General features: G+C 64.4%; 13 protein-coding genes. 7 read left to right on the plus strand and 6 right to left on the minus strand.

Annotated elements, in window-relative coordinates:
• Positions 1-93: 93 nt before the first annotated feature.
• The 3 genes from AC07YR_RS21005 to AC07YR_RS21015 are packed head-to-tail and all read right to left on the minus strand — an operon-like array spanning position 94 to position 2,584.
• Positions 94-1,329 carry a putative hexosyltransferase gene (locus tag AC07YR_RS21005; RefSeq protein ID WP_494735147.1) on the minus strand — a complete coding sequence of 412 codons (1,236 nt, stop codon included), beginning with the start codon at positions 1,327-1,329 and terminating at the stop codon, positions 94-96.
• Between the two features lie 44 nt (positions 1,330-1,373).
• Positions 1,374-1,733: a DivIVA domain-containing protein gene (locus AC07YR_RS21010; RefSeq protein WP_494735144.1), complete on the minus strand. Its 360-nt coding sequence runs from the start codon at positions 1,731-1,733 to the stop codon at positions 1,374-1,376.
• 23 nt (positions 1,734-1,756) lie between these two features.
• Positions 1,757-2,584 (minus strand): LOG family protein, encoded by an 828-nt coding sequence (locus AC07YR_RS21015; RefSeq protein WP_055796704.1) that lies wholly within the window; start codon positions 2,582-2,584, stop codon positions 1,757-1,759.
• 164 nt (positions 2,585-2,748) lie between these two features.
• On the opposite strand from AC07YR_RS21015, the gene AC07YR_RS21020 reads away from it, so the two are divergent.
• The 4 genes from AC07YR_RS21020 (at position 2,749) to AC07YR_RS21035 (ending at position 6,043) form a co-directional block, all read left to right on the plus strand.
• Entirely contained in the window at positions 2,749-3,504 is a 756-nt protein-coding gene (locus AC07YR_RS21020; protein WP_028269433.1) for an amino acid ABC transporter ATP-binding protein, read from the plus strand.
• A gap of 69 nt (positions 3,505-3,573) precedes the next feature.
• Positions 3,574-4,461 carry a glutamate ABC transporter substrate-binding protein gene (locus AC07YR_RS21025; RefSeq protein WP_055796707.1) on the plus strand — a complete coding sequence of 296 codons (888 nt, stop codon included), beginning with the start codon at positions 3,574-3,576 and terminating at the stop codon, positions 4,459-4,461.
• Between the two features lie 95 nt (positions 4,462-4,556).
• Positions 4,557-5,207, plus strand: a complete 651-nt coding sequence (locus AC07YR_RS21030) for an amino acid ABC transporter permease (protein WP_055796710.1) — start codon at positions 4,557-4,559, stop codon at positions 5,205-5,207.
• Positions 5,204-6,043, plus strand: a complete 840-nt coding sequence (locus AC07YR_RS21035) for an amino acid ABC transporter permease (RefSeq protein WP_055796711.1) — start codon at positions 5,204-5,206, stop codon at positions 6,041-6,043. Before AC07YR_RS21030 ends, AC07YR_RS21035 begins: the two co-directional genes overlap by 4 nt.
• Positions 6,044-6,120: 77 nt before the next feature.
• Here the strand turns inward: AC07YR_RS21035 and dapE are convergent, their stop codons facing one another.
• Positions 6,121-7,245, minus strand: coding sequence for a succinyl-diaminopimelate desuccinylase (gene dapE / locus AC07YR_RS21040; protein ID WP_436058129.1), 1,125 nt, complete (start codon positions 7,243-7,245; stop codon positions 6,121-6,123).
• A gap of 50 nt (positions 7,246-7,295) precedes the next feature.
• Here dapE and dapD point away from each other — a divergent pair, with 50 nt between their 5' ends.
• Together dapD and AC07YR_RS21050 are read left to right on the plus strand one after the other, a co-directional pair.
• A complete protein-coding gene (dapD, locus tag AC07YR_RS21045; protein ID WP_055796717.1) occupies positions 7,296-8,327 on the plus strand; it encodes a 2,3,4,5-tetrahydropyridine-2,6-dicarboxylate N-succinyltransferase in 1,032 nt (343 codons plus the stop codon).
• A gap of 55 nt (positions 8,328-8,382) precedes the next feature.
• Complete coding sequence (locus AC07YR_RS21050; protein WP_494735145.1) at positions 8,383-9,234, plus strand: hypothetical protein; 852 nt, start codon at positions 8,383-8,385, stop codon at positions 9,232-9,234.
• Between the two features lie 10 nt (positions 9,235-9,244).
• Here the strand turns inward: AC07YR_RS21050 and AC07YR_RS21055 are convergent, their stop codons facing one another.
• The gene (locus AC07YR_RS21055) at positions 9,245-9,856 is read right to left on the minus strand and encodes a hypothetical protein (protein WP_055796723.1); all 612 of its coding nucleotides are present in this window, start codon (positions 9,854-9,856) and stop codon (positions 9,245-9,247) included.
• 58 nt (positions 9,857-9,914) lie between these two features.
• Positions 9,915-10,553, minus strand: coding sequence for a TetR/AcrR family transcriptional regulator (locus AC07YR_RS21060; RefSeq protein WP_494735146.1), 639 nt, complete (start codon positions 10,551-10,553; stop codon positions 9,915-9,917).
• An 81-nt stretch (positions 10,554-10,634) separates the two neighbouring features.
• Here AC07YR_RS21060 and galE point away from each other — a divergent pair, with 81 nt between their 5' ends.
• Entirely contained in the window at positions 10,635-11,648 is a 1,014-nt protein-coding gene (galE, locus tag AC07YR_RS21065; RefSeq protein ID WP_055796729.1) for a UDP-glucose 4-epimerase GalE, read from the plus strand.
• Positions 11,649-11,678: the final 30 nt, after the last annotated feature.

Here is an 11,678-nt window from a genome sequence, read left to right on the forward strand (position 1 = left end):
CCTGTAGCTAATTGATGGATTTTCTTCATCGCTTGGAAAATTGCGGCCGACTGTGCCGTGCGTCATAGTTCCGCGGACCGGCTCACGGACGTCTCACGGCGGATAGTCTCCCCCGCCGGGCAGTTCGGCCCAGGCCCACAGCCAGACGATCCAGACAATCTGGAGCAGCACGAACATGGTGACCACAGTCCCGCGGTATGCCCGGGATCGGGACAGCAGGGCTGCGCCCAAGGCCAGCGGAAACAGCGGCAGCAGCATGCGGAAAGTGCTGGTCTGGGGGTGCAGGAACACGAGCAGATAGCCCATGTAGCAGACGCACCAGAGCCGCAGCTCAGCACCCAGCGCCACCACGGGCGGGGACGTCATGGCAAGCCCGAAGACGGCGACAAAGACAAAGGGAGCCAGGACACCCAGCACAGGTCCAAAAAGCTGGATTCCAGTGTCGAACCAGGGCTTGAACGGCACGAGGTCGTGGCCGCGCCAGACGGTTTCCGTATTGGTATAGGCGGCGGGATCGCCGGTCACTGCCCACGCGATGGCAGGCCAGATCAGGGCACTGAGTCCGCTGACTGCGGCCAGGCCCGCCAACGCCGCGAGGTCCCGACCACTGTGCTGTGCCGCCGGACTGCCCGGGGCGGCAGGACGGTTCCGCAGCCACAGCCGGGTCGCGAGCAGCCCGCACACCATCGCTGCGAACGGAACCCCCGTTGGCCTGGAAAGACACATGAGGAGCACTACCGGCATGGCCCACAGGTACCGCCGTTGCATCACCAGGAGGAGTGCCGACGCCAGCAGCAGGAGGTTCAGCGATTCGGCATAGGGAACCTGGAGCACTGCGGCGACGGGGAAGGTGGAAAAGAAAACCACTGCCCACATGGCCGTGCGGTGGCCGGCTTTCTGCCGGAAGAGGCAGTACACCACCAGGGCGGCCCCCAGCCCGGATGCCATTGCGATGAATGTGAGGGCAAGTGCGGGGTCCAGGCCCGTCATGGCCGACAACGCCCGCCCCAGCATCGGAAACAGCCCGTAGAAAGCCCAGGCGTTCTCCTGGACGTTTCCGCTTTCGTCCACGGGGAGCTGGCTCGGATATCCGTTCCGGAGCACCTCGCCATACCAGCGGGCATCCCAGATATTGATGAAGTTCCAGTAGTCGGGTTCCGCGGGGAACCACGGGTTGACGCCTTGGTGCAGGGCGGCCGCCATGAAGATGCAGGCACTGACGATCCGTGCAGCAACGTAGACGCCTGCCACCTGTGCCCACCACCGCCACGTGCCGGCACGCGCGGCGGCGGACGCAACTTTGGTTCGCACCAGGCCGTTCAGTCCCAGGGTTCGGTCCGGCCCCGCCCGGTCCGCGGAAGTGCCCGGTCTGCTCAAGGCCTGCTCTCCCCCGGCTGTGCCGGCGCGCGCAGTTCCGCCCGCAACCGCTCAATTTCGCGGTCCTTGGCGGCCAACTGGTCACGGAGTTCATCCAGCACCTGGTCAACCTGGTCCATGCGGTAGCCTCGCAGGCCCAAAGCAAACCGGATCCGGTCGACGTCGGCCGGTGCAGCGTCGGCAGGAAGCAGCACCGGCGGCAGTGAGGCCACGGGCTCGTCGAATCCGTCCAACAGCGCGGGGCCTCCGGAATGCCGGCGCCGGAATATGCCGGACGTAAAATCTGCTCCGAAGAAGAGCGCGGCGCCGATCAAAGCGATGGCGAGGAAGATCAGGAAGAAACTCACAGGATCCATCGTGCCAGACGCCGGGGCGGCCGCTATTCCGGCCGCTGGTTGCCGTTCGGCCCGCCAGTGCCGTTGCCCGTGCCGCTGCCTTGCGGCGGCCGGATGGCACCGTGGATAACGAGGTCCACCGCGTGCGCCGGCTCATCGACTACCTGGATAAGGCCGAGGTCCTTCTCGGAAATCATGCCGTCTTCCACCAGGGTGCCCCTGATCCAGTCGAGCATGGGCCCCCAGAAAGCGGTGCCCAGGAGGACTATGGGGAAGGACGTGACCTTCCGCGTCTGGACCAAAACCATCGCCTCGAAGAGTTCGTCCAGGGTGCCAAGGCCGCCAGGCAGCACAATGAATCCCTGGGCATACTTCACGAACATGGTCTTCCGCGCGAAGAAGTAGCGGAAGTTGATCCCGAGGTCCACCCACTGGTTGAGTCCCTGCTCGAACGGAAGCTCAATACCGAGACCCACGGATACACCGTTGCCCTGGACGGCGCCTTTGTTGGCAGCCTCCATGGAGCCCGGTCCGCCGCCGGTAATGACGGCCACCCCGGCTTCGGCCAGTTTGCGGCCCACCTCAACGCCCAGTTCGTAGTAGACGGAGCCCGGCTTGGTGCGTGCGGAGCCGAACACGCTGACGGCGGGCCCGAGGTCCGCGAGCGCACCGAAGCCTTCCACGAACTCACTCTGGATTCTGAGGACCCGCCACGGGTCAGTGTGGACAAACTGGCCGGGCCCCTTCGTGTCCAGCAGGTGCTGGTCCGACATCTCCACTGCCGCCTGCTTTCGACGCAGCTCCAGCGGACCCTTGTGACGGGTGGCAATGGGAGGTACTGGAGTTGGAGAAGGCTGCGGATCGGTACTCATCCACCAAGGCTAGCGCGGTTCTCCAAGCCAGACTGTCCGGCGCGTCCGATCCTGTTGCAGAGGCTACCCGGGGCCCTGACCTGCAGGTATCTCTTGAATCACGATCTGCAGGAAGTTGGAGTGATTGCCGTCATATCCCGCTAATGTTCGCTAGATTCTCTCTTATGACTACTCAAGTGCCCGGCGAAGCTCTCGTCTCCCTGAAAGCCGTGAATAAGCACTACGGCCAGCTGCACGTACTCAAGGACATCAACCTGAACGTCCGCAAGGGCGAAGTTGTTGTGGTCATCGGACCCTCCGGTTCCGGTAAGTCCACACTCTGCCGGGCCATCAACCGCCTGGAGACCATCGACGACGGCAAGATTGCCATCGACGGCAAGGAGCTCCCGGAGGAAGGCAAGGAACTCGCCAAGCTGCGTGCCGACGTCGGCATGGTGTTCCAGTCCTTCAACCTCTTCGCCCACAAAACGATCCTGGAAAACGTCACCCTGGGGCCCATCAAGGTCAAGGGTGTGCCCAAGGCGCAGGCGGACAAGGACGCCATGGCGCTCCTGGAGCGTGTCGGCGTGGGACACCAGGCACCCAAGCTCCCGGCGCAGCTTTCCGGCGGCCAGCAGCAGCGCGTGGCGATTGCCCGGGCCCTTGCCATGAAGCCGAAGGTCATGCTCTTCGATGAGCCCACTTCCGCGCTTGACCCGGAAATGATCAATGAAGTCCTTGACGTCATGATCCAGCTGGCCAAGGAAGGCATGACCATGATCGTGGTCACCCACGAGATGGGCTTCGCCCGCAAGGCCGCCGACCGCGTGGTGTTCATGGCCGACGGCCAGATCGTCGAGGACGCGACGCCTGAGGAGTTCTTCACGAACCCGCAGAGCAACCGCGCCAAGGACTTCCTCTCCAAGCTCCTCACCCACTGATTCCCCGAGACCGCACCTACTCAGTTCGCACCCAGGCCACCACAGTGGCCGCCAATGAAAGGTAATGTCATGAAGGCATTTTTGACCCGACGAAAGTCCTTTGTGGTTGCAGCATCAGCAGCCCTCGCTCTGACATTGAGCGCTTGCGGCGGCGGCGGCACCGGCACCACCAGCAACCCCACGGTCGCCGAGAAGCCCACCTTCGCAGCTGGCAGCACCATGGCGAAGCTCTCCTCTGCCGGCACCATCAAGATCGGCACCAAGTTCGACCAGCCGCTGTTCGGCCAGGTCGGCCTTGACGGCAAGCCCATCGGTTTTGACGTCGAGATGGGCAAGCTGATTGCCGCCAAGCTGGGCATTGCTGCGGACAAGATCGAATGGTCGGAGACTGTCTCGGCCAACCGCGAGCCCTTCATCGAACAGGGCAAGGTGGATCTGGTCATCGCCACGTACACCATCAACGACAAGCGCAAGCAGGTCGTTAGCTTTGCCGGGCCGTACTACGAGGCCGGCCAGGCGCTCATGGTTAACAAGGACAACGACACCATCAAGAAGCCCGAGGACGTCAAGGGCAAGAAGGTCTGTTCCGTGACCGGTTCCACCCCTGCCGGCACCATCGTGGAGAAGTACGGAGCAGAACTCGTTCCCGCAGCCACATACTCTGCCTGCCTCGAACCGCTGCGCAACAAGCAGGTGGAAGCCATCACCACCGACAACGTGATCCTTGCCGGCTTCGTGGACAAGGAACCTGACGCCTTCAAGCTGGCCTCGGATGAGACCTTCACCAAGGAGCCCTACGGCATCGGCCTGAAGAAGGACGACACCGTCTTCCGCAACTGGATCAACGACCAGCTGGAAGAATTCGCGAAGGACGGCTCCTACAAGAAGGCATGGGAAGCCACCGCCGGCGCCGTCATCAAGACGGCTCCGGAACTCCCGGCCATCAACCGTTACTAAATAGCGCCGGCGGTTGCCGGAGTCCGCGTACCGCGCCTCCGGCAACCGCCGCTCCCATCTTCGCTCCCGTCCGCGACACACAGCCAAAGGATGTTATGGACGTCATCATCGAAAACCTGCCACTTTACTGGGAAGGCTTTCTCCGAACCCTGTTCCTGTCCGCCGTGTCCGGAGTCATCGCCCTCCTGCTGGGAACCGTGCTGGCCGCGGCCCGTGTTTCCCCTGTTGCTGCCCTCCGCGGCTTCAGCATGGCCTATGTGGAGATCCTGCGGAACACCCCCCTGACCATTGCTTTCTTCTTTGCCGCGATCGTCCTGCCCCGGCTCGGCGTGAAATTCGAGCAGTTTGAGGTGGCGGCCATCATTGCCCTGAGTGCCTACACGGCGGCCTTCATCGCGGAAGCCGTACGCTCCGGTGTCAACAGCGTTCCCGTCGGCCAGGCCGAAGCAGCACGCAGCATTGGCATGAAATTCGGCCAGGTGCTTTCCCTGATCATTCTCCCGCAGGCACTGCGGACGGTGATCCCGCCGTTGATCAACATCCTGATCGCGCTCGTGAAAAACTCCTCCGTTGCCGGCGCCTTCTTCGTTCTGGAGCTGTTCGGTTACGGCCGCCAGCTGGCCAATTCCAATGGCGACCAGGTCCTGGCCGTTCTCCTCGGAGTGGCATTCTTCTACCTGCTGATCACTGTTCCGCTGGGCATCCTGGCGAGCACCGTCGAACGAAAGGTGGCGATCGCCCGATGAGCTCAGTTCTGTACGACGTCCCTGGGCCAAAAGCCCGCCGGGTCTCACTGATCGGTTCCGTAGTCGGGTCCCTGCTGATCCTTGGCCTGTTAGCGTGGATCGTCAGTACGCTGGCGCAGCAGGGCATCTTCGAGGGACGCCGCTGGGCCATCTTCACCCGCGCGGACGTCTGGACGCTGCTCGGCAACGGCATCGGCGCCACCCTCAGCGCTGCCGCTGTGGCCGCCGTCATTGCGTTCCCTCTGGGACTGTTGGTGTGCCTGCTTCGGATTTCCGACCTCGCCGCGATCCGGATTCCCACCCGGATCGTGCTGGAATTCCTGCGCGGCATGCCCGTGGTCCTGATGATGTTCTTCGTCCTGCTGGTCTTTGGCACCAACCAATTCATCGCAGTGGTGGCCGGCCTGGTCCTCTACAACGCGGCTGTCTTTGCGGAGATCATCCGCGCCGGCATCCAGTCCCTGCCCAAGGGGCAACGTGAAGCGGGCCTCACCATTGGCCTGACAAGTTTCCAGTCCCGCATGATCATTGAGCTGCCGCAGGCCGTCCGCCGGATGATGCCTTCGCTCGTGGCCCAGCTCGTGGTGCTGCTGAAGGATACGTCCCTGGGTTACATCGTCGCGTACGGTGAGCTGCTCCGGGCAGTGCAGGTCATGGCCGACTTCCTGGGAACGCAGTTCCTGTTCCCGATATTCTTCGTAGCCGCTGCGATCTACATTGCGATCAACATCTGCGTTTCGCGCATCGCAGTCTGGATTGAACGCCGCGGCTCCAAGAAGGCCGCCGGCGGCGTGGCCAAAGCGGAGCCTGAGCCGATTGAAGCCGAAGTGAAATAGCAGTAACGAACGCGAGAACCAGGAAGGCCCTGATCAAAGGATCAGGGCCTTCCTGCTTTGGCAGGGACGTTGTCCGCCTAGTTGGCCAGCCACGTCCGGAGCGCCCTCAGGCATTCACGGACCGCGTCAGCGTCAACGTGCTCGTTGTCCTTATGCGCCAGCAAGGGATCGCCCGGGCCGAAGTTGACCGCGGGAATACCCAGCTCGCTGAAACGCGCGACGTCGGTCCAGCCGTACTTCGGCTTGGGCTCGGCACCGACAGCGGCCACGAAGGATGCGGCAGCCGGATGGTTCAGCCCCGGCCGCGCACCGGCCGCGCTGTCGGTCTTGACCACATCGAACCCGTCGAGGAGTTCGCGGACGTGGGCTTCGGCTTGATCCGGAGTCTTGTCCGGAGCGAAGCGGTAGTTGATTTCCACCACGCAGCGGTCAGGGATGACGTTGCCGGCCGTGCCTCCGTTGATCTTCACCGCGTTGAGGCTTTCCCGGTAGTCCAGGCCGTCCACGTTGATGGTGGCCGGTTCGTAGGCTGCCAGCCTCGCGAGGATGGGTGCGGCGGCATGGATGGCGTTGCTTCCCATCCAGGCCCGGGCGGAGTGTGCTGCTTCACCGATGGTGGTTGCCTCGAACCGCATGGTGCCGTTGCACCCGCCCTCCACCGTTCCGTGCGTCGGCTCGAGCAGTATGGCAAAGTCGCCGTCCAGGAGGCCGCCGTGGTTGCGCACCAGCCGCCCGAGGCCGCTCTTCACCGCTTCCACTTCCTCGTGGTCGTAAAACACGAAGGTGACGTCCTTGCCCGGCTCCGCGCCGCCGTCGAACATGGTGGCCGCCAGCGCCAGCTGCACCGCGACGCCGCCCTTCATGTCCGTAGTGCCGCGGCCATACAGCAGCCCTTCCCCCGGCGCGCCGGACGGCCAGAACGAGGGGACGGTGCCGAGGGCCCCTTCGGTGGTGGGGAGTGGCACCGTATCCAGGTGTCCGGCCAGGATGACGCGCTCAGTGCGGCCAAGTGCGGTCCGGGCAATGATGGAGTCGCCGTCGCGGACCACGGTAAGCTGCGGAATCTTCCGCAGGGCATGTTCGACGGCGTCGGCCAGCTCCTTCTCGTTGGCCGAGACACTGTTGATGTCGATAAGCGCAGCGGTGAGGAGGGCGACGTCCTGGCGGAGATCCAGGCGGACAGAGGCAGTTTGAGCAGTCACGATGACAGTCTAGTTCGAGACCTGAGCCTCCCTCTCGATAGACTGGGGGCATGACTGAAACCGCTGCTGCTTCCGCCGTGCCCGCTGACAATTCCGCGTCCGCCGACGCCCGCTCCGCCTACGGCTACGGTGTGGCCACCATTTCCACCCGCAACGGCGAGGCCACCGTGCTGGACGTCTGGTTCCCCGCGCCGTCCCTCGGAACCGCAGCGGACAGCCTCCGGAATGTGGAGAGCGCGGATCCCGTGCTTGCCGAGATCGCCGCAGCCGGCAGCGACGCCGACCGCGGCACCGAGCAGCAGGTTGTTTTCGTCCAGGTTCACCTTGACGAAGCCCCCGCCGACACCGCGGACGCCTACCTCCGACTGCACCTGCTTTCGCACCGGCTGGTCCAGCCCAACACCATCAACCTGGACGGCATCTTCGGCAAGCTCCCCAATGTCGTCTGGACGAACTTCGGCCCGGCCGCCGTAGACGGCTTCGAGCTGACCCGGGCCAAGCTGCGTAAACGCGGAGCCGTGACTGTCTACGGCGTGGACAAGTTCCCGCGCATGGTGGACTACGTGGTGCCCGCAGGGGTCAGGATCGCCGACGCCGACCGCGTCCGCCTTGGCGCCTACCTCGCCGAAGGCACCACGGTCATGCACGAGGGCTTCGTGAACTTCAACGCCGGCACCCTGGGCACCTCCATGGTGGAAGGCCGCATTTCTGCGGGCGTTGTAACCGGTGACGGCACTGACGTCGGCGGCGGGGCCTCCATCATGGGCACCCTCTCGGGCGGCGGCAAGGAAAAGATCTCCCTCGGCGAACGTGTGCTGCTGGGCGCCAACTCCGGCGTCGGAATCAGCATCGGCGACGACTCGGTGGTGGAAGCCGGCCTGTACGTCACGGCCGGGACCCGCGTCCGCGTGGTCGGGCCCAAGGATGCCGACGGCGAGGACACCACCCGGGTGGTGAAGGCCGTTGAGCTCTCCGGCGTGCCCAACCTGCTGTTCCGCCGGAATTCCTCGACCGGCGCGGTGGAGGTACTCCCCCGCAAGGGCCAGACCGTGGAACTCAATGAGGCACTCCACGCCAACTGATTCCGTCCGCCCGCAGAAGTCAACCGGCCCGTCCAGGGCGTGAGGGAGTAACTTCGTGTCACGGAGACGTGGCCTGCGCCGCCTGCTAGTCCTGGGGCTGGCTCTGGCACTTATTGCCGGCGGCGTTTACACGGCCGTGGCCTTTATTCAACGCTCGGAAACGCTGATTGCCGAAAAGTGCACCGCCGTCGCAGGGTCCCGCAAAGCCGACTTGGCCACCGACCAGGCGGCCAACGCGGCCCTGATAACGGCGGTTGCGGTGCGCCGGGGGCTGCCGCCGCGGGCGGCGAGTATCGCCCTGGCCACCGCCATGCAGGAATCCAAGCTGCGCAACATCGGGCACGGCGACCATGCCGGGCCGGATTCCCGCGGGCTGTTCCAGCAGCGTCCCTCGCAGGGCTGGGGCACCGAGGAACAGGTGATGGACCCTTATTATTCGAGCGGTGCGTTCTACGACGCCCTGGTGAAGATCCCGGAGTACGAGTCGCTGGAAATCACCGCCGCCGCCCAGCAGGTCCAGCGTTCGGCGTACCCGCAGGCCTACGCCGAACACGAGGACATGGGAAGGGTCTTCGCCTCCGCCCTGACCGGCCAGTCTGCCGCAGCACTCGATTGCACCCTCAAATCGCCCGAGGAAGCCGGTGATGTCCAGGCCGTCGTTGACGAAGTGGCAGCGGCATTCGGGAACATCCCGGCGACGGCCGACGGCAGCACCGTCGTGCTGGAGGCGAGCGGCAGCCAGGCCTGGGCTGTGGCGCAGTGGGCCGTGGCCAACGCGAAGTCGCTGTCCGTGACGGCGGTCGGCGTCGAGGGCCGCAGCTGGGACCGGGCGTCCAGGAACGGCTGGCAGCCTTCGGAGGCCCTGTCCGGTCAGGTCAGGGTCACGGTCGCTACCGGGACTCCCTGACGCTAGAGCCTCAGACGAGCAGTTCCACGACGGGCTGGACGTAGCTTCGGAACACCTCAGGCTGGGAGAGCAGTTCCTTGCTCATGATGATCTTGTCCGGCTCGAGGTACCAGGCCCGGGGTTCCGTCAATGGAAGTTCGACGATGGTCAGGTTGAAGTCCCGCGAACCGCGGCCCACCTCCAGCAGCCGGTCCTCCACCATGTCGCCCAAGAGCTGCGGGGCGCCGCTGGCCTCCCGTTCGGCTTCCAGCTCCGCGTATTCTGCGCGGCGCTCCCGCGCCCACGTCAGCGCCGAACCGAAATGCGCCTGCAGCACGCGCTGGAGTGCCGGAGAGTTGCCAAAAGCCTCAAAGTCCGGAGGCGTCACGTCGGGGGTCATTTGCGGGTGCGCCTTGAGCAGTTGCTCCCACCAGGCCTCCCATTCAGTCTTCAGCGCGCTGATCCCGCCCACTTCGGACGTGAGGTTGGTGTGGTCCACCGGACGGATCTTCGGTGCCATGTGACACAGTGCCGGACGCCCGGCACTGTCGAGGCCGGCGGCGTCGCGAACGTAAAGTGCGATGAGCATGGGACCTGAAGTGTCCATGGTGATTCGCCAGCCAGGACCGCCTGTTTGGTGCATCCGAATGGCCTCCCTTGGCTTGTTTACTGTCCCAGTCTAATCCTGTTGACTACTGACGTTAATGGCTGGTTTCAGACTGTCCAAGGCTGTGCAGGTGGGACGACAGGACGTCCCTGCACATTTCGGCAGTCATCCATTCCGGCTGCAGCAAAGCATGCATCGTCAGTCCGTCCAAGGTAGCCAGCAGCCGCTCCGCTTCGGTCACCAGGCCCAGGTGGCCGTCGCCGTCCATTGCCTCCCCGGGCGCCCGCAGTTCCATGACCAGCCAACCGACAACGGCGGCCACGGCCCGGTGGCTGCGGTCGGCCTCGGCGGCGAGGAAGGGCTTGATCCGGGCTGCGTTTTTGAACGCCATCCAGACGCACGCGTCCACCGCCCGTTCCTCATCCAGGGGAAGGAACTGGCCCAGCAGGGTTAACACTCCCTCCCGGTGCTCCGCAGTGCCGGGGACCAGCCGGCTGAGGTTCTCCCGGGCCTCGTCCAGCCTTCCGGTGATCCTGTCGACCGCAACGCCGAAGGAATGGGCCAGGAGCTCGTCGCTGCTGGAGAAGTAATGGCGGACGGAACCCACCGCCAGCCCGGCTTCGTCGGCCACTTCGCGCAGTGAGGCCCGTTCCAGCCCGTCCGTCGCGATGATCCTGAAAACTGCTATGACAACTTCCTGTCGCCGGGCTGCGGCATCAACAATTTTGGGCACCCTTATTATTTAGCACAGTTGTGCCGCCAAGTTGTGGGCAACACGGGCGGAAGCCCGGCGAAGTGGGATAGCGTTGAGCCCATGAGAATTCTGGTTACGGGCGGCACCGGCTACATCGGGTCGCACACAGTTCTGTCCCTTCAGGAAGCCGGCCATGAGGTGGTGGTCATCGACAACCTGGTCAATTCAAGCGAGGAGTCGCTGCGCCGCGTAGCCGAGCTCAGCGGCAAGGAAGCGGTGTTCCACAACGTCGACCTCGTGGACGAGCCGGCTGTCGATGCCGTCTTCGCCCGGGACCGGATCGACGCCGTGATCCACTTCGCCGGCCTCAAAGCGGTGGGAGAATCCGTCCGGGAGCCGCTGAAGTACTACTACAACAACCTGGTGGGCACACTGAACCTGATCCGGGTGATGGACCGGTACGACGTCCGTTCCCTCGTGTTCAGCTCCTCAGCCACGGTGTATGGCGAGCACAACCCCATTCCGTACGTCGAAAAGATGGAAATCGGCGCCAACAACCCGTACGGCCGGACCAAGGAACAGATCGAGGACATCCTGTCGGACCTCGGTGCCGCGGACAGCCGGTGGCACATCGCGCTCCTGCGCTACTTCAACCCGGTGGGAGCACACCCGTCCGGCCGGATCGGCGAAGACCCCCAGGGCATCCCCAACAACCTGGTGCCGTTCATCGCCCAGGTCGCCGTGGGCCGACGCGAAAAGCTGATGGTGTTCGGCGGCGACTACGACACCCCTGACGGCACGTGCCTGCGTGACTACATCCACGTCGTGGACCTTGCCGAAGGCCACGTTGCAGCGCTGAACCACGTGGCTGACCGCACAGGCGTGTTCCGTTGGAACCTTGGCTCCGGAAAGGGATCGTCGGTGCTGGAGGTACTGCGTTCTTTCGAAAAGGCCGTGGGCCACGACCTTCCCTACGAGATCACCGGCCGCCGGGCGGGCGATCTCCCCGCTTTCTGGGCCGATGCCACCTCCGCCTTGGCCGACCTGAGCTGGTCCACCACCAAGACCGTGGACCAGATGTGCGAGGACCACTGGCGCTGGCAGAAGAACAACCCGCTGGGCTACAACTCCTAGGCCGGTGCCATGAAAAAACGACGCCGGGGG

The organism is Arthrobacter sp. GW460-12-1-14-TSB2 (assembly GCF_059423525.1).

Bases quoted from the DNA above. Each gene is read 5' to 3' on its own strand.
- AC07YR_RS21055 (WP_055796723.1), bottom strand. From the start codon at position 9,856: ATGCACCAAACAGGCGGTCCTGGCTGGCGAATCACCATGGACACTTCA.
- AC07YR_RS21020 (WP_028269433.1), top strand. From the start codon at position 2,749: ATGACTACTCAAGTGCCCGGCGAAGCTCTCGTCTCCCTGAAAGCCGTG.
- AC07YR_RS21030 (WP_055796710.1), top strand. From the start codon at position 4,557: ATGGACGTCATCATCGAAAACCTGCCACTTTACTGGGAAGGCTTTCTC.
- dapD (WP_055796717.1), top strand. From the start codon at position 7,296: ATGACTGAAACCGCTGCTGCTTCCGCCGTGCCCGCTGACAATTCCGCG.
- AC07YR_RS21025 (WP_055796707.1), top strand. From the start codon at position 3,574: ATGAAGGCATTTTTGACCCGACGAAAGTCCTTTGTGGTTGCAGCATCA.
- AC07YR_RS21010 (WP_494735144.1), bottom strand. From the start codon at position 1,733: ATGGATCCTGTGAGTTTCTTCCTGATCTTCCTCGCCATCGCTTTGATC.
- galE (WP_055796729.1), top strand. From the start codon at position 10,635: ATGAGAATTCTGGTTACGGGCGGCACCGGCTACATCGGGTCGCACACA.
- AC07YR_RS21035 (WP_055796711.1), top strand. From the start codon at position 5,204: ATGAGCTCAGTTCTGTACGACGTCCCTGGGCCAAAAGCCCGCCGGGTC.
- AC07YR_RS21015 (WP_055796704.1), bottom strand. From the start codon at position 2,584: ATGAGTACCGATCCGCAGCCTTCTCCAACTCCAGTACCTCCCATTGCC.